Source organism: Rhodanobacteraceae bacterium, from assembly GCA_016713135.1.
Lineage (GTDB): Bacteria > Pseudomonadota > Gammaproteobacteria > Xanthomonadales > SZUA-5 > JADKFD01.
The window spans coordinates 463,567-488,800 of record JADJPR010000020.1 but is presented as its reverse complement, the minus strand read 5'-3'; the positions used below and the strand labels follow the sequence as shown (position 1 = coordinate 488,800).

Below are 25,234 nucleotides of genomic sequence, written 5' to 3'. Positions count from 1 at the left end.
GGAAAAACTCGCACCGCTGAACCTACGCGACCACGGCCGTGAGCGCTACTTCGATCATCGCATCCAGACCCTGCTGGCGCTGCGCCACGCTCATTTTCTCGTGCGTGACCAGGTGGTCCGACACGGTCAGCAATGCGGCTGCCTGGGCGCCGCGTTCGGCGGCGGCGGTGTACAGGCCAGCCGCCTCCATCTCGATGCCGAGGATGCTCGCGCGCCGGAGCATGTCGACGAGGCCCGGCGCGGCGTTGTAGAAGAGGTCGGTCGAGTACACATTGCCGATGCGCATCGGCCGGCCCGCGGCACGCGCGGCGTCGTCCAGCGCGCGCGCCAGCGGCCAGGCGGCGATGGCAGCGAGGTCGTATCCGCCAAAGCGCGTGCGGTTGACGCCCGAATCGGTGCTGGCGCCGAGCGCCAGCACCAGGTCCCCGATCTTCACCTCATCCAGCACCGCGCCGCAGGTGCCGACGCGCAGCACGCGTTTCACGCCGTAGTGGTCGATCAGCTCGCTGGTGTAGATCGAGCATGACGGGATGCCCATTCCGCCGCCCATCACCGAGACCCGCTGGCCGCGGAAGTGGCCGGTGTAGCCATACATGTTGCGCACCGCAGTCACCTGCGTCGCGCCTTCGAGGAAACGCTCGGCGATGTACTTCGCGCGCAAGGGATCGCCCGGCAACAGCACGGTCTCGGCAAAGGCGCCCGCTTGGGCTTCGATGTGCGGGGTGGTCATGGATGGCCTTGGGAGGGGTAAGGTGGAAATTTGAAAAGTGAGAAGTGAAACGTCAATGGCGCGACTGAATTGCCGTTTTACATTTCACGTTTCACTGCTTCAAGAACGATCGGCCGTGGCCCAGCGGCTGCAAGCCGAACCATTCGGCCAGGCTGGCGCCGATGTCGGCGAAGCTGTCGCGCAGGCCGATGCTGCCGGGCGCGAGCGCCGGGCCGGTGGCGAGGATCGGGATGTGTTCGCGGGTGTGGTCGCTGCCGGGCCAGGTCGGGTCGTTGCCGTGGTCGGCGCAGAACACCGCAAGATCGTCCGGCCCGAGGCGGTCAAGCAGCGAGGGCAGCAGGGTGTCGAAGTGCTCCAGCGCCGCGGCGTAACCGGCCACGTCGCGCCGATGGCCGTATTCCTGATCGAAATCGACCAGGTTGGTGAACACCAGGGTGGACCTGGTCGCCGCGTCGAAGGCCTCGATGCTTCTGGCCACCAGCGCGTCGAGCCCGTTGGCCTTGAGCGAGCGGCTGATGCCCTGGGCGGCGAAGATGTCGCTGATCTTGCCGACGCCGACCACCTCGCCGCCGGCGGCCTGCAGGCGGTCGAGCAACGTCGGTTCCGGTGGCGGCACCGAATAGTCCTTGCGGTGCGGCGTGCGCTTGAAATCGGCGGCGCAGGTGCCGAGGAAGGGCCGCGCGATCACCCGGCCGATGCGGTATTCGTCCACCAGCCGGCGCGCGACGGCGCACAGGTCGTACAGCCGCTGCAGGCCGAAGTGCTCCTCGTGGGCGCAGATCTGGATGACCGAATCGGCCGAGGTGTAGACGATCGGCAATCCGCAGCGGATGTGCTCCTCGCCCAGCCGCGCGATGATCTCGGTGCCCGAGGCGTGGCAGTTGCCGAGGAAGCCGGCGACACCGCCCTCGCGCGCCAGCGCGTCGAGCAGCGCCGGCGGGAAGGAATCGCTCTTGTCGCTGAAATAACCCCAGTCGAACAGCACCGGCACCCCGGCGATTTCCCAGTGGCCGCTGATGGTGTCCTTGCCGGTGGAGCGCTCGCGCGAGGCGCCAAAGCGCGCATGCCCGTTGGCGCTGCCGACGACGCCTGGCAGCGGCGCGCCACGCGCCGCGGCGGCCGCATCGGCGAGTCCCAGCCGCGCCAGGTTCGGAATCGCCAGCGGTCGGCCACGGCCGCCCTCGGCCACCGGTCGAACGCACCAGGCGGCGATGTGCCCCAGCGTGTCGGCACCGACGTCGCCATAGCGCGCGGCATCCGGCAATTCACCGACCCCGAGCGAATCGAGCACGATCAGCATGGCGCGACGCATCGCGGATTCACCCTCGTTGCTGCGGATGGAATTTCGCAGGTTAGTCGCGAAGCGCGCGGAACGCAAAGTGCCGGCCATCCCGGTCGTTGCGTTCATTCGCGCGAAGGACCGTGCGCATCCAAGCGCATGCGCGCGTAGCCCGGTGGTACGCGCTCAGCGCGTTCCCCGGGTACTTGCGATCAGTACCCGCTGAGCCGCTGCGCGGCACAACGGGCTACGCTTCATCGATATCTTGCGGCCTGTTCGGCGGGATGCTCAGCCCACCACCTCATGCACCAGCGGCGGCATCGCCGCGCGCTCGCCGATGGTGTAGGCCGCTCGCACGGCGTGCGCGGCGCGCTGCCAGGCGGCCTCGTCGGCGGCGTGGACGACCGCGAGCGGGGTGTCCGCCGACACCGCCACGCCAAGCTCGATGACCTCCGTCAGGCCCACGCGCGGATCGATGCTGTCGCTCGGCAGGCTGCGCCCGCCGCCGAGTCCGACCACCGCGACGCCGAGCGCGCGCGCATCGATGCGCGCGACCACGCCCTGCGCACCGGCCAGCACCGGGCGCACCACCGGCGCCGCGGCGAAATGCGCCGGCTGGTCGAGGATGTCGGCCGGGCCGCCGAGTGCGACCACCATGCGCGCGAAGCGCTCGGCCGCCGCGCCGTTGTCGAGTGCTTCCTGCATCCGGCGCGCGCCCTCGGCGACGCTCGCCACCATGCCCGCCAGTTGCATCGCCTCGGCACCCAGGCGCACGGTCAGTGCGTGCAGCCGCGCCGGGCGCGCGTCGCCGCGCAGGTATTCGATGGCCAGGCGCGTCTCCAGCGAGTTGCCGACCGCCGGCGCCAGCGACTGGTCCATGTCGGTGATCAGTGCGCGGGTCGCCAGGCCGGCGCGGTTGGCGACCGTGACCAGCGACTGCGCGAGTTCGCGCGCGGCCTCGGTGGTGGCCATGAAGGCGCCGCTGCCGGTCTTGACGTCGAGGATCAGCGCGTTCGAATTGGCCGCAAGCTTCTTCGACAGGATCGACGCGGTGATCAGCGGCAGCGATTCGACCGTTCCCGTGATGTCGCGGATGGCGTACAGCCGGCGGTCCGCCGGCGCCAGGTCCGGACCGGCGCCGATGATCGCCACGCCCGCCTCGCGCAGGCAGCGATGGGTGGTGGCGACATCCACCACGCCGCAGTACCCGGGAATCGCTTCGAGCTTGTCCAGGGTGCCGCCGGTGTGGCCAAGGCCACGGCCGGAGAGCATCGGCACCAGTGCGCCGCAGGCTGCGAGCATCGGCCCGAGCATCAGGCTGACCACATCGCCGATCCCGCCGGTGGAATGCTTGTCGAGCACCGGCGCGTCGAAGCCCGCGCCGCGCCAGTCGAGCACGCTGCCGCTGTCGCGCATCGCCAGCGTCAGCGTGGTGGTGGCCTCGGGCGGCAAGCCGCGCGTGCACACCGCCATCGCGAAAGCACCCACCTGCGCATCGCCCAGCCGCCCGTCAGAGATGCCAGCGACGATCGCCTGGATCTCGCCAGCCGTCGGTACCTCGCCGTGGCGCATCCGGCGCAGGATTTCCTGCGGCTGCAGCAGTTCGCGTTCGGATTGAGGCATGGCAGGCTCCGGCGACAAACCCCGATTCTGCCGCAGTCGCGAGGCGCCGCGCTCAGGCGGCGCGGGCAACGTCCTGGCTGGCGTCGATCATGGTCGTCGCCACCAGGCGGTAGAACTTGATCCAGGCCGCGCGCACCTCGGCATCGAAGCGCTCGCCGAGCGTCAGCTCCAGGGTGCGCACCAGCGCCAGGCCGACGATGTCGTAGTGGCCGGGGCGCACGCCGTAGCCGGCATGTCGCGCGCCGAGCTGGCGCAGCACCGGCAACAGTTTTTGCGGCTGGTGGGCCAGGTTCACGGCGGCGCCGATCATCTGCATCAGCTTCTCGCCCTGGCGTTCCAGGTTGCCGACGAACATCGACTTCAGCGTCGGGTCGAGCAGGAACAGCTCGCGATAGAAGATCCGGCCAGCCGCGGGCGCCAACGGCGCCAGTTCGGCAAAGCTCGATTGCACGACATGGGCGGTGTTCGATTGCATGGATCGCGGACTCCCAGGGCGCCGGAATGGCGGGTTCCTGGGGGAGATACGGGATTCGCGCCGCAGCCGGACATCGGCGTGACCTCCGGCAGGGTCAGCAGCGGCAGCCGCTCGCGAGTTCGCGCCCCTGCGCATCGTGCAGCACGAAGCCGTCGACCTCATCCGCGCGCCGGTAGAGGGTGGTCAGGCCGGGCAGTTCCAGCGGGCGGCGGAAGCGGATCGCGAGCTCGCGCGTGGGCGTGCCGGCGTGGCGCCCGAGTTCGGCATCGATGCGCGCCATGCTGCCGACACCGTGCGCGATGGCGCGGCGGAAGCCGAAGGGGCGCGCCAGCCAGCCGGCCAGGTGGATCGGGTTGTAGTCGCCCGAGACGCGCGCGTAGCGCCGGCCGAAGTGCGCGGCGAAGCGCAGTTCCGCGACCTTCTCTCCGGGGACGGCCGCGGGTGGTGGCGTCTCTGCCGGCAGCGCGCCCTCGCCGCGCGGCGCGCCGCGCACGCGGGTGAAGCAGCCACTGTCCATCTCGACCAGCAGGCGGCCGTCCTGGTGGAACTCGGTGTGCAGGGTGAACTCGCGGCCGCGACGGCGCACGCGGTCGCCGCCGATGCTGACCTTGAGTGCGATCGGCTGTGCCGGGTCGATCTCGCCATGGCGCACGGTGCGGTTGTCGGCATGCACCAGGCCCACGCAACGCACCGGGAATTCGGGCTGGTTGATCAGGTGGAAATGCGCCGGCTGCGCCAGCACATAGGCATAGGCCAGCGGGAACGCCTCGGTGCTGCCGACGAAGCTGCGGTAGCGGGCGAGCGCGGCCGGGTCCACGCGCAGCGCCGCCACCTCCAGGGTGTGCCGCGGGATCTCCTCGCCATAGGCCAGGCCGGGCTTGGAGTGGGACAGCGCGCGCCAGTATTCGCCGGCGAGGCTGGGCAGGGTCTCGACACGCATGGCTTGGCCCGGAGAGGTCGCTGTTGGCTTGGGTGGCGCGCGGAATGCGGCGTCAGCCCGCGAATGCTGGCACACTCCCGATGAACGAATCGACGGGAAATGGCGCATGCGCGGTGTCTGGCTGGGATGGCTGCTGGCGGTGACCGGCGGGGTGCAGGCGGCGACGCCGGAGATCCTGGCCCAGGTGCAGGACTGGCGGCGCGATTTCCACCAGCATCCGGAACTCGGCAACCGCGAGACGCGCACCGCCGGCATTGTCGCCGCGCACCTGAAGTCGCTCGGCCTGGAGGTGAAGGAGGGCGTGGCCCACACCGGCGTGGTCGGCTACCTGCGCGGCGCGGCCGAGCGCCCGCTGATCGCGATCCGCGCCGACATGGACGCGTTGCCGGTGCGCGAGGAGGTCGAGCTGCCGTTCGCGTCGAAGGCGGAGACCGAGTTTCGCGGCGAGAAGGTCGGCGTGATGCACGCCTGCGGCCACGATGCGCACACCGCGATCCTGATGGGCGTGGCCAGCGCGCTCGCCGCGCGCAAGGACAGCCTGCAGGGCTCGGTGATGTTCATCTTCCAGCCCTCCGAGGAAGGCCCGCCGGCGGGCGAGGAGGGCGGCGCGCCGCTGATGCTCAAGGAAGGCGTGTTCGCCGCGCCGCGCAAGCCGGACATGGTGCTTGGCCTGCATGTGTTCTCGACCATGAACGTCGGCACCGTCGGCGTGCGCGGTGGCCCGTTCATGGCCGAATCCGACAGTTTCAAGATCCTCGTCAAGGGCGTGCAGACCCACGGTTCGCGGCCCTGGGGCGGGGTCGATCCGGTGCTCGCCGCCAGCCGCATCGTCGACGGCCTGCAGAGCATCGTCAGCCGCCGCGTGGATATCACGGCCTCGCCCGCGGTGGTCTCGGTGGGCGCGATCAAGGGCGGCATCCGCTACAACATCATCCCCGACCAGGTGGAGCTGATCGGCACCGTGCGCAGCTTCGAGACCGACACCCGCGACGCGATCTGGGCGGATATCCGGAACATCGCCGAGCACACCGCGCAGGCTCACCATGCGACCGCCGAGGTCAGCTTCGAGCAGCACACGCGCGTGACCCGCAACGATTCCGCGCTGACCGAGCGCCTGCGCCCGGCGCTGGCACGCGCCGTGGGCGTCGAGTCCCTGGTCGAGTTTCCGATGTCCACTGTCGCCGAGGACTTCGCCTACTTCGCCGACGAAGTGCCGGGCTTCTACTTCTTCGTCGGCTCCACCGCCAAGGGCGTCGATGGTGCGACTGCGCCGTCCAACCATTCGCCGAAGTTCCACCTCGACGAAGCTGCGCTCCCGATCGGCGTCAACGCGATGCTGAGCGTGGTGGACCAGGCGCTGGCGCAGCCGTGACGATGGACACGCTGCGGACCACCGACCTGTTGACCGTGGTGATCCCCGTGTACAACGAGGGCGCCGCACTCGATGCCAACCTGCCGCCTCTGCTGGCTGCGCTGGGTGCGATCGACCAGACTCGAGTGCATGTGCTGCTGGTTGACGATGGCTCCACCGACGGATCGCGTGACTGGCTGCAGCGCTTCAGCGAAGCGTCTGCCCATGTCGACCTGCTCTGCCTGACCCGGAATTTCGGCAAGGAGGCCGCGATTCTGGCCGGCCTGAGGCACGCCCAGGGCGATGCCGTCGTCGTCATGGACAGCGATCTGCAGCATCCGCCCGAACTGGTCGCGAGCATGCTCGCCCTGTGGCGCCAGGGGATGGAAGTCGTGGATGCCTGCAAGGCCTCGCGCGGCGCCGAATCGCGACTGTCGGCGACCCTGGCGCGGACCTTCTACCGGCTGTTCGGCTGGATGGCCGGGATCGACATCCACAACAGCGCCGACTTCAAGCTACTCGATCGCAAGGTGGTGGATGCCTACTGCGCACTGCCCGAGCGCAAGCGCTTCTTCCGCGGACTCACCGCATGGATGGGTTTTCCATCCGCGCGGATCTATTTCGACGTGCCCGAACGCAAGCACGGCCGCAGCGCCTGGTCGCGCCTCCGGCTGCTGCGCCTGTCGCTGGATGCGCTGACCGGTTTCTCCACCAGCGCCCTGCACCTGATCACGGCGCTCGGGCTGCTGACACTGGTGCTCAGCGTGGTGATCGGCGGCATCGCGATCTACCACAAGCTCACCGGCGTGGCGGTCAGTGGTTTCACCACCGTGATCCTGGTCCTGTTGCTGCTCGGCAGCTGCATCATGGTCGGCCTCGGTGTGGTCGGGATCTACCTCGAACAGATTTTCACCGAGATCAAGGGTCGTCCGGTGTTCCTGGTTGACGCGAGGAACAGTCGGCTTCGCACAAAGCCCTGACGCGCGTGCAGGCCGAAACGGTTACCCCTGCAGAAGCGATGCCCGGCGGCCCGGCGGCGCAAGCGGCCGAGGCGCGACTTCCGCTCGGGGACGCGCTGCTGCTGGCGGGCTTCTGCCTCGCCGCCTTCCTGCCATTCCTGCATGCCATGCCGTTCGTCGACGGCGTGCGCGACATCGCCATCGCGCTTGCCATCGCCCGCGGAGAAAGCTACCCCTTGGTAGGGCCGATCTTCGGCAGCAGCTTTCACCTCGGGCCGGTGTTCCATTACCTGCAGGCGGTGCCCTTGCTGCTCGGCCTTCCGGTTGCGTCCGTCCCCTGGTGGATGGGCGCACTCGCCAGCAGCAAGTTCCTGCTGGCCTATGGACTGGGACGTGCGTGGATGGACCGTCGCCTCGGCCTGCTGTTCGCGGCGGCGCTCGCATTGCCTGGCTGGTCGGGACTGGATTTCCTCAATACGACCACGCCGATGCTGGTGCCGGCGCTGTTGCTCGGGACGTGCTGGAGCGCGCTGGCCCACGTCCGGGGCGGGCGGGCGCTGACGCTGATCGGCACTGGCCTGCTCGCCAGCCTGGCAATCCAGGCCCATCCCAGCGCCGCAGTCCTCGCGGTGTTCCCGCTGTCGGCTGCCACCGCAGCGGCGATCCGACGCGGGCAATGGCCTGCGCTGGGCGCAGGTGTCGCCGCGGGGCTGCTGCCGTTCCTGCCGGTGGCGCTGGCATGGGTGGTGCAGGGAGCGTCCGCCGTCGTGCCGGCAGGCCAGGTCGTGGTGCAGGCGGGCAGCGGGCACTCGGGATGGGGATGGCTCGAAGCCGCGTACGGATTCGCCTGCGGCGGGCCATTGACCACGCTCAGGACCCTCGGCGGCGAATCTTGGGGTGGGATGGTCGCCTGCGCCACGGTCTTGCTGGCGACGGGCGGACTCGCCCTGTGTGCCCGACAGGCGCGCCGCGATCGCCGCGCGCGATGGTTGCTCGCCGGCCTGGCATGGGTGGCCGTGATGGTGTTCGGCGTCCGTCCGAGCACGCCCTGGTACTTCGCCCAGGTACTGACGCTGAGTTACGCCGGAGTGATTGCCCTGGGCTGGCGCAGCGGGCCGTGGGCCGGCCGCGCGCTGCCGGGGGCTGTGCTGGCGCTCGCCCTGATTCAAACTGCCGCTGTGATGCAGCATGTGGGCCGGGGCGAGGGCGGGTTCCCGGCCGCGGAACTGATGGACATCCGCCAGGCGCGCGGCAACCGTGGGCCACAGGCGGGCGCATGGATTGCCGTGTCGCAGTGGGCAGATCTGGCGCAGACGGTTTGCCCGAGACTGCGAGGTACGCTGGCCTTGCACGGCACTCTTGCGTCGATCGTGGACGAACACGGAGGGCTGCCGATTCGGGACCGCTGCGACGTCTCGACACTACGCCTGGGCGGGGCTGCCGATCGGCACCTCGTCGGCGTTCCCCGCGCGGTGTGGTCCCCGCTCGGCTGGTCGCCGCTGCACAAGATCGGCAGTCTCGGACTGTTCGAACCCGACGGGGTCCGGTCCATGTCGCCCGGTCACCCGCTCGCCGATGCGCGCGACTATCCGATGCGTGCGCCGATCGGGGCGGTCGCAACGACGCGCACCATGCGGATCGACGTGGCGCCCGGATCCCTGGTCATCATTGGTCGCCTGTCCCCGTCGTTGAGTGTCTTCGAGGTCGCGTCCGTCCGTGCGGACCAACTCGCGCTCGCGCCGGCTTACCGGGATGCGCACATTCACGCATACCTCGTGCCGGAGTCCGTGCCGCACCCGGTCACGCTGTCGCTGCAGGTGCTGTCCACGGACCACGACTGGATCGACGTGGTCGAAATCGCTCCACCGGCCGCCAACCGCCAGGCTTCGCGCTGACACCGCGGCTGCGCTCAGGCAAAGAACTCCGCCGCATCCACATAGCGCGCGCCGATCGCACGGGCGAAATCGGCGTCGCTGTCCATGTCGCCGACCATGACCCACTGGTCGATGGCCAGGCCGTGCTTGCGCGCCAGCGCGATGCCGAGGCCGGGCATAGGCTTGCGGCAGAAGCAGCCGGCGGGGAAGGCGGTGTGCGGGCAGAAGGCGAGGTCCGTCACCGGCACGCCGAGGAGTGCGATGGTGCGCTCGAAACAGGCGCGCACCGCGGCCTCGCTGACATTGCCGGAGGCGATGCCGCTCTGGTTCGAAACCAGGAACAACTGCCAGCCGTCGGCGACCCAGCGCTGCAGCACCTCGCGGCGCCCCGGAAGGATCTCGATGTCCTCCGGATCGCTGGGATAGATCTCGCCGCTGCGGGTGCGCCGCAGGGTGCCATCGACGTCCAGCAGCAATGCCTTGACCGTGCCGGCCAGCGGACCGGTCGGCTGGCGCACGAAGGGGATTTCGTCGATGGCACCGAAGCCCTCGTCCGCGTGCGGCGCCTCGAAGCAGGCCGCGTAACGCGCCAGCGCCATCGGCGGCGGCAGGTTGGGATCGCTCTTGCCCAGTTCCTTCAGTTCGTCGGGTCCCGGCAGCGTGCCGTAGCGTTCGAGCAGGCGTAGCGAGATGTTCACCAGCGCCTCGCGCACCGGCGTGGCCAGGTGCACGCAGCGCACCGGCACGCCATGGCCCTGCGCCGCGCGGATCACCGGCCAGCGCGACGCGCGCGTCGGGTAGGTGTTGTCGAGCACCACGCGCGTGCGCCCGGCAGCCAGGTGTTCCGCGAGCAGCGGCACCAGGTCGTCCAGCTTGCCGCCGGCGAGGTCGCGGTTGAGGCGCTCGAAACCGGCGTCGACATAGCGTTGCACCACGGTCGACTTGCCGGCGCCCTGCACGCCCATGACGATGACCACCTCGGGCTCTGCGCCTGGCGCGGCGCCGGGTTCGAGCGCGCGCAGGCCGTCGCGCGCGGGCGCAGGGGCGAGCAGCGCTTCGCCCTCCGCATCCGGTCTCAGACTGATCTTGCCGTCGAGGCCGGCGCGGTCGCTGGCGTCCAGGCGCATGCTCAGCGCACGCCGCCAGGACTCGATGCGTTCGATCCGCGTGGCGCCGACCACCGGCAGCAGCGGCGGGCCGGCATCCAGCAGGGTCGCCAGCGCCGCTTCGTGGCGGCTGCAGCCATGGCGGGTGGCGATCGGCGCCATTGCGCGGTTCTTCTCCAGGGTGTCGGTCTTGGCATGCCCGCCGAGCGGACGATGGGCCATGAACACCGCGCCGATTTGTCGCGCCAGTTCCAGCGTGCCAGCAGCGGCGGCCTTGCGGTTGATCACGCTGAGCTCGTTCTGGATCACGGTCACGGCGAAGTGCCGCTGTGCCTGCAGGATCTCGGGCACATCGACATTGCACAGGCCGAGGTACGCGATCTTGCCGGCGCGCTGCAACTCGGCCAGCGTGCCCAGGCTGTCCTCGAAGGGCGTGCCCGGATCGTTGCCGTGCAGCAGCAGCAGCGGCAGGCACTCGACCCCGAGCGCGGCGAGGCTGCCATCGACCATCCGGCGCAGATGATCGGGACGTGCGTTCGGCACCCAGCGTCCCTTGGGCCGCGCCATGCCCGCCTTGGTGACGATGCGCACCTCTTCCCGCGGACCGTGCCAGGACTCCACGGCGGCGCGCGCCAGGCGCTCGCCGTAGTGCAGGTCGCGGTCGTCCAGCGCGTAGGAATCGGCGCTGTCCAGCACCCGGATCCCGGCGTCGAGCGCCGCGTGGATCACGCCGATCGCATCCGACTGCGCCGGCCGGCCCTCGGTGGACAGCCGCAGCAGGCCGAGGGCGAGGGGGAGGTCGAGCGAGCCCAGTACGCCGTACTCAGTCATGTCGGAACCCTGCTCCTGTCTGTGCGGAATGACGACCCTGTGATTCGGGGACGCAAAGGACGCAAAGGACGCAAAGGACGCAAAGGACGCAAAAACAACATTGGCCAGGGACTATGCATGTCAGTCTGGCCTTTGATCTTCTTTGCGTCCTTTGCGTCCCTTAGCGTCCTTTGCGTTCCCCAAATACAGTCAACCAGCTTGCGACGCCCATTGATCAATGCCCAAACAATCGCACCGCCGGGGTCCCGGCCGCGAATCCGTCTCAGCGATTCAGGAAGAAACTGAAAATCATGTCGGCGACCAGGATCGCGCAGATGCTGAGCACCACCGCGCGCGTGGTGGCGCGGCCGACGCCCTCGGCGCCGCCGGTGACGGAGAATCCGGTGGCCACGCCGATCAGCACGATCAGGCAGCCGAACACCAGGCTCTTGATCAGGCCCTGGTTGATGTCCCAGGGCTCGAGCACTATCAGGCACTGGTAGAGGAAGCCGGACAGGCTCATGTCCACCGCCGACAGCGCGAACAGGGCGCCGCCGAGGATCGCGAAGAAGTCCGCGATGATGGTCAGGCAAGGCATCATGATCAGCGCGGCGATCATCGGCGGCGCGGCGAGGTAGCGCACCGGCTCGACCCCGATCACGCGCAGCGCGTCGACCTCCTGCGACACCGTCATCGAGCCCAGCCGCGCGGCCAGCGCGGAGGCGGTGCGGCCGGCGATCACGATGCCGGTGATCAGTGGCCCGAACTCGCGGGTCACGCCGATGCCCAGGCCAACCACGATCGCGCTCTCGGCACCGAAGCGCTCCAGCTGGGCGATGCCGTTGATCGCCAGCGACAAGCCGATGGTCACCGCCAGCAGGGCCACGATCGGCACCGCATCCACCCCGATCTGGCGGATCTGCTCGAACACCGCCTTGACCCGCAGCGGCTGGCCCACCCGCCACCCGGCAAAGGTGAAATAGAAGGTCTCGACCAGCAGCGCGCCAAAATAGCCCAGCTCGTCGACCATCCGCATGGTGCCGCGGCCGAGGTTGGAGATGCCGTTGTAGAGGGGGGTCATGGGGCGGGTTGTGAGTTGTGGGTTGTGGGTTGTGGACCGGGGACTGAGGGAGCGGACTCCGTCCGCGATCCATCCTGCGGCGTCCGACAGAAGATCGCGGCTGAAGCCGCTCCCACGGGCACCCGGACTGCGGGCTGTTGCCGCCCACAACCCACAACCCACAACCCACAACCGTCTTCACTTCGCTGCCTCGTCCACGGTCGCGAAGATCGGGAACACGCGGTCCAGCCGGGCCAGTTCCAGCACCGCGATGACCGGGCGGCTGACGGAGACCAGCGAGAAACGCTGGCCTTTGCCACGGGCGTTCTGGAAGCCTTCCACCAGTGCGGCGATGCCGGAGGAATCGATGTAGGTCACCGCCGACAGGTCGACCGCCACCGGGCGCGCGCTGGCGAGGGCTTCGAGGATGGTCTTGCGCAGGCGCTGCGACCAGGACAGGTCGACTTCGCCGCGCACGCGGACCAGTTTCAGGCCCTGGTGGTCAACGGTGGAACAGTCGTTTTCGCTCACGGGGGACTCCGGTCACTAGGGGTTTCAAGGCAGGCGTTTGATCATGGTCAGCTGGTTGCCGGGGCCATCTTCGGGATGGCGGAAGCCCCAGGCGTCCATGACCGAGTCGATCAGGTTGACGCCGAGGCCGCCGGGGCGGCATTCGGACAGATCGCGTGGCTTGATCCGGTTCGGGTCGACCGGATCGGCGTAATCGCGCAGTTCGATGCGCAGCGCGTCGGCATCGAGCCAGAAGGACAGTTCGACGCGGCCGTCGCAGCAGCCGGCGTAGGCATGGCGAATGACGTTGGCGACGGCTTCGTCGACTGCCAGCACCAGGCGCGCGCGCTGGTCCTCGTCGAAGCCGATCTCGTTCAGGACCTCGCTGGTCTTGCGTCGCACCAGGCGCAGGTTCTCCGGATCGCTGGAGCCAGCGATGCCGCCGAGGTAGCGCGGCTGCGCATTGTCGTCGGCGATCAGCATCAGGGTGGTGTCGTCGGCCAGCGAGAGCTTGCGCAGATGCCCGACCATGGCGCGGACGCGCGCCCGGGGGCTCAGGCCGGAGACGCGCTCGATCAGCGCGCGCACGCCCTCGATGCCGATCGGCCGGCGCTCCGGGCCGCGCACGTCGGTGACGCCGTCGGAGAAGCAATAGAGGCTGCCGCCGGCGAGCGCCAGGCGCAGGTTCTCGTAGACGTAGTCGCTGAGGATGCCGAGCGGCGGGCCGTCCGCGCGCAGTTCGCGGATCGACTCGTCCGTGCGCCGCAGCAGCAGCGGCGGGAAGCCGGCATTGGACAGTTCCAGCATGCTGGTGCGCGGATCGTAGTAGCCGGCCACGGCGCAGACGAACATGCCGCGGGTGACCGTCTCGCACAGCTCGCGGTTGACCCGGGCCAGCCATTCGCCGGGCGGCGTGCCGTCCTTGCCGGCCCAGCGCAGGCAGCTCGACGCGCGCACCATCAGCAGCGCAGCATCCATGCCCTTGCCGGCGACATCGCCGAGGCAGAACGCGATGCGCCCGTCGGGCAGCTCGAAATAATCGTAGAAATCCCCCGAGATCTCGCGCGCCGGCAGGTTCAGCGCGGTCATCGGGAAATCCTTGCGCCGCGCGGGCAGCAAGGTCTTCTGCATCTGCCGCGCCAACTGGAACTCGCGCTTGATGCGGTTCTGTTCGACCAGTTCGCGGGTCAGCCGCGCATTGTTGAGCGCCAGCGCAGTCGGCACGGCGAGCAGGCGCAGCACGTCGGCATCGTGGCTGTCGAACAACTGGCCGTCGCGCTTGTTCAACACTTGCAGCGCGCCGATCGCGCCGTCCGCCGTGTGCAGCGGTGCGCACAGGATCGAGCGCGTGTTGAAGCCGTTGCGGTTGCCGAGGAAATCCGGGTCGAGGCTGGTGTCGCGCACCAGTTGCACCCGGTTCTCGGCGATCGCGCGGCCGACGATCCCGCGGCCTTGCTGCACGCGCATGCCGACCACATCGACCGGGCCGGCGCAGGCGCGGCATTCGATGTCGCCGGCGGCGCTGTCGACCAGGAACACCGCCGCTGCCTCGGCATTCATGTGCTCGGCGATCTGCGCCACTGCGCGGCGCAGGGTCTCGCCCACGTCCAGCGAGGCGGCGAACGCGTGGCTGAAATCGGCCAGGATGCCGATTTCCTCGGGCCCGATGCGCGCCAGGCCCGTGGCGGCCGGCACCATGGCGGCCGGCGCGCTCACGCCGGTGCGCCGCCCGTGCCGCCGCGCTTGCGGATGCGGCGCCACAGCCACATGGTCGGGCCGCTGGCGACATAGACCAGGCCGATCACCAGCAGCACCGACGGCGGGTGCGCGGCGACCGGCACGATCGCCAGCACCACCACCAGGATCCAGAAGAACGGCACCTTCTCCGGCCAGACCTTGAAACTGTAGTAGGGAAAGCGGCTGACCATCAGCAAGCCCAGGGTCAGCGTCAGCACCAGGGCGAGCCAGCGGATGTTGCCGCCGACCAGCGAGAAATTTTCCATCGCCCAGACAAATGCCATCAGCGTGCCGGCAGCGGCCGGACTGGCGAGGCCGGTGAAGAAGCGCTTGTCACTGTGGCCGACCTGGGTATTGAAGCGCGCCAGGCGCAGCGCGGCGCAGGCGGTGTAGAGGAAGGCGATCAGCCAGCCGAGCTTGCCGATGAAGTTGCCGTACTCGCGCAGGCCGGCCAGCGCCCACATGTAGACCACCAGCGCCGGGGCGAGGCCGAAACTGATCAGGTCCGACAGGCTGTCGTACTGCACTCCGAAGTCGCTCTGGGTGTTGGTCATGCGCGCCACACGGCCATCCAGGCCATCGAACAACCCAGCGACGAACACCGCGGTGACCGCCGGCACGAACTGCCCGTTGATCGCAGCGACGATGGCATAGAAGCCGGAGAACAGGGCGCCGGTGGTCAGCAGGTTCGGCAACAGGTAGATGCCGGGCGGACGGCGGCGCGGTTCGGCTTGGGGTTCGCTCATCGATGCAGGACGTGATGGCGGGTAGCGACCGCCGGGGGCGCACATTGTATAACTGCAATGCACGCGGAAGGTCCGCAATCGGATCCATGCAGGCATCAGCGCCTGTACCTTCCGCCCCCGATAGCCACTGCGGAGTGCTGCGACATGCGAAGGATGTCTCTCCTGATGCTGCTGCCCCTGGCGTTCTGCGCCCAAGTGACGCTCGCCGAACCTGCGGGGAAACCCGGAACGATGTACAAGTGGGTGGACGAAAACGGTGTCGTGCACTACTCCGAGAAGCCGGTGGAGGATGCAGCGGCTGAGGAAGTCGCGATACGCCCCGGCCCGGTGCTTCCGCCGGCCGAGAAAAGCGGGCCCGCACCTGACCCTGCGAAGGTGGCTCGTTGCATCCAGTTCCGCGAGAACGTCCGTCTGCTGGAAAGTGGATCCCAGGACATCCGGATCACAGAGAACGGGATGACGCGGCCGCTGACCGAGGCCGAGCGCCAACCGCAGCTGGAGGCCGCGCGCGCTGCCCTCCGTGACTGCCCGGAACCCGACACGCCGGCTGAATGAGCGGATGGCGATGGCCATGCGCGCGCCATCCTGGCTCTGGTTGCCCGCGCTTGGGCTTGGCGCCTGGGCCTGGTGGTATTTCGCACCCGGGTACCTGCCGGAATTCGTGCGGGAACGCTTGCCGGTGGCGAAAGCGTCCCCGGCGCACAATCCGGTGCTCTACAAATGGATGGATGCCAACGGCAACCCGCAGTTCAGCGACCAGCCGCCGACGGAAGGACCCTACGAAACCATCCGGATCGATCCGGACACCAACGTGCTGCCGGCGGGGGTGCCGCCGGAGCAGGATTGACCGATGCCGCCAGGATTGATTTTGCTCAGATCGTGATCGGCAGCGGATGCGGTGCGGTTGCCGGTGCCGACATCGAGTGCGGCGCGGCCGGCGGCGACGGTGGTGCAGGTGGCGCAGGCGGAGCCGGGGGCGCCGGCGGTGCGCGGAAGGCATGCACTTTCTCCGGAACAGTCACCTTCACCAGTTGCGGCACACGGTCGCGCTGCAATTTCAGTTCGACCTTGGTGTCCGCTTCGTGCCGGCTGAATTCGCGCATCGCATCGCGTGGGTCCTTCACCGCCTGGCCGTCGACTTCCAGGATCACATCGCCCGGCTGCAGGCCCGCGTACTGCTTGCTGTCCACCTCCAGCACCAGCGCGCCCTCGTTGACACCGAAGTAGCGCCCCAGTCCCTCGTTCACGGAACTCAGGCGCAGCCCCCCCATGCCGACCATCGACATCACGTTGACGTGGACACCGTCGCCGTCGCCCGCGGCGCGTTCGACAATCGCCTCGATACGCTGATCGAAGCCTTCCGGCAGTGGTGCAATCGCCGGCATGTCGTCGCTGAACCAGAAGGCACTGGCGCCAGGGCCGCCGAGCATGGTCACGCTGGCCTGGCGCGCTGCCGTCAGTTCGGCGGTGTGGTCGCGGCCATCGCGGCGGTAGGTGAGCGCCACCTTGTCGCCATCCTTCATGTCCTTCAGCGCCTCGCGCAGCGCTTGCTGCGGGCGTTCGCCGGCCAGCGAGGCGCCGCGCACCGCGGTGATCAGATCGCCTGCGCGCAGCCCGGCCTTCTCGGCGGGGCCGCCCGGGGTGACGCCCTCGACCGGCACGCCATCCTTGCCGCCATCGGCAAGGATCACGCCGATTACCGCGCGGTCCGGATTCCCGAGGTAGCGGAACATCTGCACGCGCGCCGGATCGCCGCCGATCTCGGCCGAAAGCTCCGCGACGCGCTTGCCGACTTCGGCCAGTTGCCGCTGCGCCTCGCGCAGTTCCCGGCGCAACTCTTCGCGGTCCGCCTGCGGCGGGTCCTGCGCGATGGCCGCACCGCTCATCGCCATGGCCAGCGCCAGGCACAAGGTCTTGCTGTGGATCGACATCGGGTATCTCCTCGAATCGGGGTAGGTCGTCGTGCCTGGTCGGCTGGCCGGTCCGCACGTTTGCGCGGGCACGGCTCATGGCCGTCGAACATCGGCGCCGTTCCGTCGGCGCCGCCGCTGTCACTGTCAGTCCAGGCGGGCCTGCAGCAGCAGCGGACCGGTATCCATCGTGGTGGCGGTGCGCAGCTCTTCGAGCAGGCGCACGCGTTCGCGCCAGAGGGTGGGGTCGGAAGGGTTGCCGGCGGTCAGGCCGACATCCACCAGCGCCAGGTCGCCCTCGATCGCACTTTCCCACTGGTATTGCAGATCGGCCACTTCGGGGGTGGTTTCCCGCAGGCCGCGGATCTCTTGCTCCAGCGACTGCGAGCGCTGCATCAGGCTCGCGATCTCGCTGCCCGCCGCGCTCGCAGCGGGCGGTGACGCCGGCGCAGGCAGCTCATCGCGCATCAACACCGGCAGCACCGTCGCCGAACCCAGGGCAGCGGCCAGCGCCAGCCACCATGGGGCGGGGCGCACGCGCGGCTGTGGCGGATTCGCGGCCGCGTCCATCTTCGCGCGGATCGTCGCCCAAGCCGCTGCCGGAGGGGTCTCCAGCGGCAGTGCGGCGAGCCGTTCCTTCAGCAGGGCATCGTCGCGGGATTCCATGTCGCATCCTCCTGGTCCAGCAGGGTCCGCAGGCGCGCACCAGCGCGCGCCACCTGCGACTTCGAAAAACTCGTGGTGCGGTCGAAGGCCTGCGCGATCTCCTCATGCGTGTAGCCCTCGACGTGGTACAGCCAGAGCACCGCACGCGAGAGCGCTGGCAGCTTGCCGAGCGCGCGCTTGAGGTCCTGGCCCGAGACCATCGCCAGCGGATCCGGGCCTCCGTCCGCGGTGTGATCGAGCATCAGCGAATCCAGCTCATCCAGCGGCCGCCGTCCGCGCAAGCGCATCAGCGCGGCATTGACCACGATGCTGCGCAGCCACGACCAGAACGGCGCATCGGCGCGGAACTGCACGATCTGTTCGAAAGCCTTGAGGAAACTGTCCTGCAGCAGATCGTAGGCCTCCGATTCGTTGCCCAGCAATCGCAGCGCCAGGGTGTAGACCGGCCGGTCGAACAGTCGGTACACCTGCTCGAAGGCATCGAGGTCGCGCCGCTTGAGGCGCGCGACCAGCAGTTCCGGAACCTCGATGGCGAAGGATGATGTGCTCACGGCGCTTAGGATGCGCTGCGGCTGCCGTGCGTCGCGGCGGGCGCTGTTGCGTTGCAACGTGTTACTTTCAAGCGGGTGTTGGTGTTGGTTGTTGGTGTTGGAAGGAGCACCTGAGCCGCGGACTCGCAGCTTTCCAACAACCAGCAACCAACAACCAACAACCAACAACCAACAACCAACAACCAACAACCAACAACCAACAACCAACAACCTGCGCCTTGGCCGTCGCGGCGAAACTCCCTAGCCTCCACCGCTTCGACTGGAGCCGGACCCCATGCGCATCATCTCGCTCAACCTCAACGGCCTGCGCTCGGCCGCGCGCAAGGGCGTGCTGCCGTGGCTGGCGGCGCAGGGCGCGGACGTGATCGCGCTGCAAGAGACGCGGCTGCAGGAGCCCGAACGGCAAAAGGAAGACTTCTCGATCCCGGGCTACACAGGTTTCTTCTTCGATGCCCAGGCCAAGGGCTACAGCGGGGTCGCGCTGTACCTGCCGCGGCGACCGGATCGTTTCGTCGCCGGCATCGGCCAGGCTGAGTTCGATGCCGAGGGGCGCTGGCTGCAGGCGGATTTCGGCGACTTCTCGGTGGTCTCGCTGTACCTGCCGTCGGGCTCGTCCGGCGAGCATCGCCAGGCCGCCAAGTTCCGCGCGATGGACTGGCTCTCCGAACGCTTCGCCGCGCTGGAACGCGACGGTCGCCGCTACGTGGTCTGCGGCGGCTGGAACATCGCCCACCGCCCGAGCGCCCTGAAGAACTGGCGCGGCAACCAGAAGAACTCCGGCTTCCTGCCCGAGGAGCGGGCGTGGATGGAGGACCTGCTGGTGGGGCGGCGCTGGGTCGACTCCCATCGCCAGCTGAAGCCGGATGCGGCCGAGTACACCTGGTGGAGCAACCGCGGCCAGGCCTGGGCCAAGGACGTCGGCTGGCGCATCGACTACCAGATTGCCTCGCCCAATCTCGTGGGTGCGGCGAAGGGTGTGCGCGTGCATCGGGCCGATCGTTTCTCCGATCACGCGCCGCTGATTGTCGACTACCACCTCGACCGGCTCGCGCAATCCGCCTGAAACGCTTGCGTACATTGCGGGCTTCCGCCACGATGGCGCCGCGCGATTCCACCGACGAGGGCAACCGATGTGGCAATGGCTCAAGCGCCTGTTCAGTCGACGTGCCTCGGGAGCCGACGCCGAGCCGCAGGTGTGGAATTTCCGCATCAAGGGCGGGCGCGCGGAGATCGGCGCCGTCAATGACGCGCTGGAGCGCGCGGCGATGGCCGGCGAGGTGCCCGGATGCGGCCATGCGCGCGATGCAGGTAGCGCTCGACGAGTTGCTGACCAACGCGATCATGCACGGCAAGGTCAGCCTGAACGACCCGATGCAGGTCGACGTGATCATCGGCAAATCGGTGCTGCGCGCGGTGATCAGTCACGCCGGGCCTTCCTTCGACCCGACCGCCGTGGAGTCGCCGGACCTGGAAGGCGGCCTCGAAGAGCGTGAGGTCGGCGGCCTCGGCATCCACCTGGTGCGCTCGATGATGGACGAGTTCAGCTACCAGCACGTCGATGGACGCAACATCGTGAAGTTGGGGAAGAATTTCCGGTAGCGCGGGGTCTGAGAAGCGGGGCAGGGGGCAGGGGGCAAGGGAAGACCCCGCGCCAGATCCTGGTCCGCGCGCTGAATGCAGATTCATGGGGTCGGCCCCGCATCGTGGCTCCGGGTGCGCGCGCCCATTGCCCCTTGCCCCGCTTCATCTTCCCCGCTCCACCGTCCCCGCCGCTTGCCCCCTCGACGCCCCTTCCCTACACTTCCGCGCCCGCCGTGGGTCGTTAGCTCAGCGGTAGAGCAGGAGACTTTTAATCTCTTGGTCGAAGGTTCGATCCCTTCACGACCCACCATCCTTCGAGAAGCTGGAAAAAGGGAAAGGGAAAACGGAAAAAGGGACTTGCGTCCCGGTGGCGCGCCTTCCCCTTTTCCTTTTCCTGATTCGTACCGATCCTCATCGCCGATGGACCGGCCCGCCCCACGCCCCCCCCCCCCCCCCCCCCCCCCCCCCCCCTGCGTGTGGGTTTGGACCTTGTCAAACGCTGTTGGGCCTCGGGCGCCCCCGCGATGAGGATTGGTACGAATCAGGTTCCTTTTTCCCTTTTCCTTTTTCCTGACCCGCTCCCGATGACTACTCGCGTCCTCACCGGCATCAAGCCCACCGGCACCCCGCACCTCGGCAACTATGTCGGCGCGATCCGGCCGGCGATCGCCGCCAGCCGGGATGCGGGCATCGACTCGTACTACTTCCTCGCCGACTACCACGCGCTCTCGGGCAGCGCGGACGCCGAGCGGGTGCATCGTTCCACGCTGGAAGTGGCCGCCACCTGGCTGGCCGCGGGCCTCGATCCCAAGCGCGTGCACTTCTACCGGCAGTCGGACATCCCCGAGGTCACCGAGCTGACCTGGCTGCTGTCCTGCGTCACCGCCAAGGGCCTGCTCAATCGCGCGCATGCCTACAAGGCGGCGGTGGATGCGAATGTCGCGGCCGGCAATGACGCCGACCAGGGCATCGGCATGGGCCTGTACCTGTACCCGGTGCTGATGGCGGCCGACATCCTGCTGTTCAACGCGCATCGCGTGCCGGTGGGGCGCGACCAGATCCAGCACATCGAGATCGCGCGCGACCTCGCGCAGCGTTTCAACCATCTGCACGGCGGCGAGTACTTCACGCTGCCCGAGGCGGCCATCGACGAGCAGACCGCGGTGCTGCCGGGCCTGGACGGCCGCAAGATGAGCAAGAGCTACGACAACGTGATCCCGCTGTGGGGCAGCAGCAAGGCCCTGCGCGAGAAGATCTATTCGGTGGTGACCAACTCGCTGCTGCCGGGCGAACCCAAGGACACCGCCGACTCCGCGCTGTTCCTGATCTACCAGGCCTTCGCCAGCGGCGAGGAAACCGCTGCGATGCGCCAGGCCTATGCCGACGGCATCGCCTGGGGCGAGGCCAAGCGCATCGTGCATGCGCGCCTGGATGCCGAGCTGGCGCCGATGCGCGAGCGCTACAACGCGCTGGTCGCCCGGCCGCAGGACATCGAGGACACCCTGCGCGCCGGCGCCGAGCGCCTGCGCCCGCAGGCGCGCGAGCTGCTTGCCCGTTTGCGCGAAGCGGTCGGCCTGCGTTCGCTGGCCAAGTTCGCCGCGCCCGCGGCCGTCCCGGCGAAGGCCGGCAAGAAATCGAAGCTGCCGCGCTTCGTGCAGTTCAAGGACAGCGACGGCCGCCTCAACTTCAAGTTCATGGCCGGCGACGGCGAACTGCTGCTGACCGGACAGGGCTATGCCGACGCCAGGGACAGCGCCACCGCGATGAGCGTGCTGCGTGCCGCCACCGCGCTGGATGCCGACGGCACGACGCTGATGCTCGATGGCCATTCGATCGGCACCCTGGCGGGCGAGGGCGGCGAGGCGGCACTCGAGCGCCTGGGCGCCGCACTCGCCGAGCTCAACGCCGCCGAATTCGCCTGATGCCGGCCTTCGTCGGGATCCTGCTGCTGGCGCCGCTGCTGGCGGTGCTGATCGGGATCTACCACTACGCCGCCACCCGCGCGCCGCGCACGCCGGCGCAGCAGCGTTACGACCGCATCGTCGCTGTGGTCGCGGTGATCGCCACCCTGGCCGTCGCCGCCATCGCCTACCAGACCGCGCCCGCCGCCCGCGGCCCGATCTGGCCGCACGTCTACGCCGCGCTCGGCGGGTTCTTCACGATGCTGGCGGTGCTGGGGCTGGGGTGGTGGCGCGGGCCGGCCGCGCGCGCCAATAGGCCAGGCATGCGCTCCTTGCGTCCTTGCACCCAACGACATGCGACCGGCCTGGATCCCAAGTCTCGACCCTTGGTGCGTCCTTGCTTCAGCCGCTTTGCGTACTTTGCCGGTCCAACGCTCTTGCTACACTTCCAGGGCGAGCAACTCACCCCGTACTGGTAGCTCGCCCCCGGTCCCAGCGGCAGCCCAAGCGCCCAGTAGGCCAGCAGGTACAGGGTCCAGACCACGAGGAAGGTGATCGAGTAGGGCAGCATCAGCGCGACCACGGTGCCGATGCCGGTGCCGCGGACGTACTTCTGGCAGAACACCACCACCAGCGGGAAGTAGGGCATCAGCGGGGTGATGATGTTGCTCGAGGAATCGCCGACGCGGTAGGCCGCCTGGGTCAAGTCGGGCGAGATGCCGAGCTGCATCAGCATCGGCACGAAGATCGGCGCCAGCAGGGTCCATTTGGCTGAGGCCGATCCGATCAGCAGGTTGACGCTGGCGGTGAGCGCGATGATGCCGACCAGCGTCACTGCGCTCGGCAGCGCTGCCGCCTTGAGGAATTCGGCGCCTTCGACCGCAATCAGGACGCCCAGGTTGGATTGCGAGAAGGCTGCGATGAAGATCGCGCAGCAGAACACCAGCACCAGGTAGTAGCCCATGGTGCCCATCGCCTTGGACATGCCGGCGACGATGTCGCGGTGGGATCTGACGCTGCCGACCATCGCCCCGTAGATCACGCCCGGGATCAGGAACAGCAGGAAGATCAGCGGCACGATCGAGCGCATCAGCGGCGCGTCGGTGGCGGTCAGGCTGCCGCCGGGCGAGCGCCATGCCGAGTCCGCGGGCGCGGCGCTCGTGAACAGCAGAACCAGCGCCAGCGCCATCCCGCCCAAGCTCGTCCACAGCGCGCGACGCTCCTGCGCGGTCAATGCGTCGAAGCGGTCGATGCCGCTCGTATCGCCGTCGATCGGGGTGTTCGCCAGGCGCGGCTCGATGACGCGGTCGGTCAGGAACCAGACGATCAGGATCACCAGCAGCGAGGAGCTGAAGGTGAAGTAGAGGTTGTTGATCGGCGAGACCTGGTGCGCGGGGTCGATGATCTGGGCCGCGGCGAGGGTGATGTTCGCCAGCATCGGGTCCAGGCTGGTGGGCAGGAAGAAGGTCGCGCTGTAGGCACCGGAGACCGCAGCGAAGGCCGCCGCGATGCCGGCGAGCGGATGGCGCCCGGCGGCGAAGAAGATCACGCCGGCCAGCGGCGTGACCAGCACGTAGCCGGCGTCCACCGCGTAGTGCGACAGGATCGCGACGAAGGCCACCATCGGCGTCAGCAGCGACTTGACGGTCAGTTGCATCAGCGCGCGCAACACCGCATTGATGAAGCCCACATGCTCCGCAATCCCGAGGCCGAGCATCGACACCAGTACCACGCCGAGCGGCGGGAAGGTCACGAACACGTTGACCATGTTCGCCAGGAATCCGGTCAGGGCAGTGCCCGACAGCAGGTTCACCACCTGCAGCGGCTCCTTGCTGCGCGGGTCGATGGCCTCGAAGGCCACGCCCGAGAGCAGCCAGCTGGCCACGAACACCAGCCCCATCAGCGACACGAAGAGCAAGGCCGGGTCCGGCAGCTTGTTGCCGGCGCGTTCGACCGCATTCAGGGCGCGTGTCAACGCGGAAGTCGGTGCAGTGGTGTCGCTCATGGTGCTTACCCTCGACGCAAGACGCGCCGAGCATAGGGAGGCGGGGTGTGAAGACATCCGCAAGCCGCGCGCCCCGGCGCCATTCACCGGGCGTCGACCCGGCCCACGCTTTGCTGCGCGTCCTGCTGCAGAGGCTAGCGCCATGCCCGAAGGCCCCGAGATCCGCCGCGCCGCGGACAAGCTGGAGCAGGCCATCGTCGGCCAGCCGCTGCGTTCGGTGGCGTTCGCGTTCGCGCACCTGAAGACCTTCGAGGACGAACTGGCGGCTTCCAGGGTCAGCGCCATCGAGACCCGCGGCAAGGCGCTGCTGACGCACTTCGCCAACGGTCTGTCGGTGTATTCGCACAACCAGTTGTACGGGCGCTGGTATGTGGTCAAGGCCGGCGCCTTGCCGAAAACCACGCGCTCGTTGCGTTTCGCAGTGCGCGGCGCGAAGCAGGACATCCTGCTCTACAGCGCGTCGGACATCGAGGTGCTGGACGAGAGCGGTATCGCCACCCATCCCTTCCTGCAGAAACTGGGGCCGGATGTGCTGGCACCCAGATTGACCGTGGCGAAGATCGAGTCGCGCCTGGCCGACGTGCGCTTCGCGCGCCGGCGCCTGGCGGACCTGCTGCTCGACCAGGGCTTCCTGGCCGGGATCGGCAACTACCTGCGCAGCGAGATCCTGTTCGAGGCCGGCCTGTTGCCAACGCGCCGGCCGGGCAGCCTGACGCCAGTCGAACGCGCGGCACTGGCGCAATCGGTGCTGGCGATCTGCCGGCGCGCCTATCGCCTCGCGGGCATCACCAACGACCCGGCCAGGGCCGCCGCGCTCAAGGCGGATGGCGTGTCCTTCGGCCGGCGCCGGCATGCGGCCTTCGAACGCGCCGGCGAGGATTGCTACCGCTGTGGCGGCACCATCGAGACCGCCGATCTCAACCGCCGCGTGTTCTGGTGCGCGGGATGCCAGGGTTAGCGTTCGCCGCCGGCGCATCCTTGCCGCCCAGCGCGCCGGCCATCAGCCGGCGGAAGGTGGGGCACTCCAGGTGGCTGGGCGCAGGGCAGCGCGCGGCGTGGCGCAGGCCGTCGCGCATCGCCAGCAACTTGCGGATGGTGCCGTCCAGTTCGGCGGCCTTGGCGGCCAGTAGATCGCGGTCGATCTCGGGCTTGCCATCGGCGGCGAACATGCGCCCGATCTCGTCCAGCGTGAACCCGGCCGAGCGCCCGAGCGCGATCAGCGCCAGGCGCTGCAGCACGCCCGGATGGAACAGCCGGCGCAGCCCGCGGCGTCCGTTCGATGCGATCAGCCCGCGCTCCTCGTAGTAGCGCAGCGTCGACGCCGGCACCCCGGCGCGCCGGGCGACTTCCGCGATATCCATGACCAACGACCCCCTTGACCTCAAGTCGACTTGAAGTGGCACTGTGCCGCCCATCGCCT

24 protein-coding genes and 1 tRNA gene are annotated in these 25,234 nt (G+C 68.8%); 10 read left to right on the top strand and 15 right to left on the bottom strand.

Annotation, left to right across the window (positions count from 1 at the left end; all coding sequences use genetic code 11):
• Window positions 1-22: 22 nt before the first annotated feature.
• The 5 genes from deoD to IPK27_17000 form a co-directional block, all read right to left on the bottom strand.
• The gene (gene deoD / locus IPK27_17020; protein MBK8069261.1) at window positions 23-730 is read right to left on the bottom strand and encodes a purine-nucleoside phosphorylase; all 708 of its coding nucleotides are present in this window, start codon (window positions 728-730) and stop codon (window positions 23-25) included.
• A 91-nt stretch (window positions 731-821) separates the two neighbouring features.
• On the bottom strand, window positions 822-2,042 hold the full coding sequence (locus tag IPK27_17015) for a phosphopentomutase (GenBank protein MBK8069260.1): 1,221 nt from the start codon (window positions 2,040-2,042) through the stop codon (window positions 822-824).
• A gap of 255 nt (window positions 2,043-2,297) precedes the next feature.
• Window positions 2,298-3,611 carry a thymidine phosphorylase gene (gene deoA / locus IPK27_17010; GenBank protein MBK8069259.1) on the bottom strand — a complete coding sequence of 438 codons (1,314 nt, stop codon included), beginning with the start codon at window positions 3,609-3,611 and terminating at the stop codon, window positions 2,298-2,300.
• Window positions 3,612-3,684: 73 nt separating this feature from the next.
• A complete protein-coding gene (locus IPK27_17005) occupies window positions 3,685-4,107 on the bottom strand; it encodes a hemin receptor (protein ID MBK8069258.1) in 423 nt (140 codons plus the stop codon).
• A 94-nt stretch (window positions 4,108-4,201) separates the two neighbouring features.
• Window positions 4,202-5,047 carry a hypothetical protein gene (locus tag IPK27_17000; protein ID MBK8069257.1) on the bottom strand — a complete coding sequence of 282 codons (846 nt, stop codon included), beginning with the start codon at window positions 5,045-5,047 and terminating at the stop codon, window positions 4,202-4,204.
• 106 nt (window positions 5,048-5,153) lie between these two features.
• Between IPK27_17000 and IPK27_16995 the strand changes: the two genes are divergently transcribed.
• From IPK27_16995 to IPK27_16985, 3 genes are read left to right on the top strand one after another with little or no spacing between them, the layout of a single operon-like run.
• Complete coding sequence (locus IPK27_16995) at window positions 5,154-6,419, top strand: amidohydrolase (GenBank protein MBK8069256.1); 1,266 nt, start codon at window positions 5,154-5,156, stop codon at window positions 6,417-6,419.
• A gap of 2 nt (window positions 6,420-6,421) precedes the next feature.
• Window positions 6,422-7,378 (top strand): glycosyltransferase family 2 protein, encoded by a 957-nt coding sequence (locus IPK27_16990; protein ID MBK8069255.1) that lies wholly within the window; start codon window positions 6,422-6,424, stop codon window positions 7,376-7,378.
• Between the two features lie 38 nt (window positions 7,379-7,416).
• Entirely contained in the window at window positions 7,417-9,252 is a 1,836-nt protein-coding gene (locus tag IPK27_16985; GenBank protein ID MBK8069254.1) for a hypothetical protein, read from the top strand.
• Between the two features lie 14 nt (window positions 9,253-9,266).
• On the opposite strand, the gene IPK27_16980 is transcribed toward IPK27_16985, so the two are convergent.
• The 5 genes from IPK27_16980 to pssA form a co-directional block, all read right to left on the bottom strand.
• The gene (locus IPK27_16980; GenBank protein ID MBK8069253.1) at window positions 9,267-11,168 is read right to left on the bottom strand and encodes an HAD-IIIA family hydrolase; all 1,902 of its coding nucleotides are present in this window, start codon (window positions 11,166-11,168) and stop codon (window positions 9,267-9,269) included.
• A 262-nt stretch (window positions 11,169-11,430) separates the two neighbouring features.
• Window positions 11,431-12,228, bottom strand: coding sequence for an ABC transporter permease (locus IPK27_16975; protein MBK8069252.1), 798 nt, complete (start codon window positions 12,226-12,228; stop codon window positions 11,431-11,433).
• A 177-nt stretch (window positions 12,229-12,405) separates the two neighbouring features.
• Entirely contained in the window at window positions 12,406-12,738 is a 333-nt protein-coding gene (locus tag IPK27_16970) for an STAS domain-containing protein (GenBank protein MBK8069251.1), read from the bottom strand.
• A 24-nt stretch (window positions 12,739-12,762) separates the two neighbouring features.
• A complete protein-coding gene (locus tag IPK27_16965; GenBank protein ID MBK8069250.1) occupies window positions 12,763-14,433 on the bottom strand; it encodes a SpoIIE family protein phosphatase in 1,671 nt (556 codons plus the stop codon).
• Entirely contained in the window at window positions 14,430-15,200 is a 771-nt protein-coding gene (gene pssA / locus IPK27_16960) for a CDP-diacylglycerol--serine O-phosphatidyltransferase (GenBank protein MBK8069249.1), read from the bottom strand. The genes IPK27_16965 and pssA overlap by 4 nt, the downstream gene beginning before the upstream one ends.
• A gap of 165 nt (window positions 15,201-15,365) precedes the next feature.
• Here pssA and IPK27_16955 point away from each other — a divergent pair, with 165 nt between their 5' ends.
• Together IPK27_16955 and IPK27_16950 are read left to right on the top strand one after the other, a co-directional pair.
• The gene (locus IPK27_16955) at window positions 15,366-15,755 is read left to right on the top strand and encodes a DUF4124 domain-containing protein (protein MBK8069248.1); all 390 of its coding nucleotides are present in this window, start codon (window positions 15,366-15,368) and stop codon (window positions 15,753-15,755) included.
• Between the two features lie 16 nt (window positions 15,756-15,771).
• Window positions 15,772-16,047: a DUF4124 domain-containing protein gene (locus IPK27_16950; GenBank protein ID MBK8069247.1), complete on the top strand. Its 276-nt coding sequence runs from the start codon at window positions 15,772-15,774 to the stop codon at window positions 16,045-16,047.
• A 25-nt stretch (window positions 16,048-16,072) separates the two neighbouring features.
• Here IPK27_16950 and IPK27_16945 read toward each other — a convergent pair whose 3' ends face one another.
• The 3 genes from IPK27_16945 to IPK27_16935 form a co-directional block, all read right to left on the bottom strand.
• Complete coding sequence (locus IPK27_16945) at window positions 16,073-17,131, bottom strand: PDZ domain-containing protein (GenBank protein MBK8069246.1); 1,059 nt, start codon at window positions 17,129-17,131, stop codon at window positions 16,073-16,075.
• A 126-nt stretch (window positions 17,132-17,257) separates the two neighbouring features.
• Window positions 17,258-17,776, bottom strand: a complete 519-nt coding sequence (locus IPK27_16940) for a hypothetical protein (protein ID MBK8069245.1) — start codon at window positions 17,774-17,776, stop codon at window positions 17,258-17,260.
• Window positions 17,749-18,339 carry a sigma-70 family RNA polymerase sigma factor gene (locus tag IPK27_16935; protein ID MBK8069244.1) on the bottom strand — a complete coding sequence of 197 codons (591 nt, stop codon included), beginning with the start codon at window positions 18,337-18,339 and terminating at the stop codon, window positions 17,749-17,751. The genes IPK27_16940 and IPK27_16935 overlap by 28 nt, the downstream gene beginning before the upstream one ends.
• Window positions 18,340-18,601: 262 nt before the next feature.
• Between IPK27_16935 and xth the strand changes: the two genes are divergently transcribed.
• The 4 genes from xth to IPK27_16915 all read left to right on the top strand — a co-directional run bounded on the left by xth (window position 18,602) and on the right by IPK27_16915 (window position 21,830).
• Window positions 18,602-19,390 (top strand): exodeoxyribonuclease III, encoded by a 789-nt coding sequence (xth, locus tag IPK27_16930; GenBank protein MBK8069243.1) that lies wholly within the window; start codon window positions 18,602-18,604, stop codon window positions 19,388-19,390.
• A gap of 179 nt (window positions 19,391-19,569) precedes the next feature.
• Window positions 19,570-19,926, top strand: coding sequence for an ATP-binding protein (locus IPK27_16925; GenBank protein MBK8069242.1), 357 nt, complete (start codon window positions 19,570-19,572; stop codon window positions 19,924-19,926).
• A gap of 217 nt (window positions 19,927-20,143) precedes the next feature.
• A tRNA-Lys gene (locus tag IPK27_16920) sits at window positions 20,144-20,218 on the top strand.
• 274 nt (window positions 20,219-20,492) lie between these two features.
• Entirely contained in the window at window positions 20,493-21,830 is a 1,338-nt protein-coding gene (locus IPK27_16915) for a tryptophan--tRNA ligase (protein ID MBK8069241.1), read from the top strand.
• A 211-nt stretch (window positions 21,831-22,041) separates the two neighbouring features.
• Here the strand turns inward: IPK27_16915 and IPK27_16910 are convergent, their stop codons facing one another.
• Entirely contained in the window at window positions 22,042-23,814 is a 1,773-nt protein-coding gene (locus IPK27_16910) for an AbgT family transporter (GenBank protein ID MBK8069240.1), read from the bottom strand.
• 142 nt (window positions 23,815-23,956) lie between these two features.
• Here IPK27_16910 and nei point away from each other — a divergent pair, with 142 nt between their 5' ends.
• Entirely contained in the window at window positions 23,957-24,772 is an 816-nt protein-coding gene (gene nei / locus IPK27_16905; protein MBK8069239.1) for an endonuclease VIII, read from the top strand.
• Here the strand turns inward: nei and IPK27_16900 are convergent.
• A complete protein-coding gene (locus tag IPK27_16900) occupies window positions 24,732-25,175 on the bottom strand; it encodes a helix-turn-helix domain-containing protein (GenBank protein MBK8069238.1) in 444 nt (147 codons plus the stop codon). The two genes, nei and IPK27_16900, sit on opposite strands and share 41 nt — an antisense overlap.
• Window positions 25,176-25,234 lie beyond the last annotated feature (59 nt).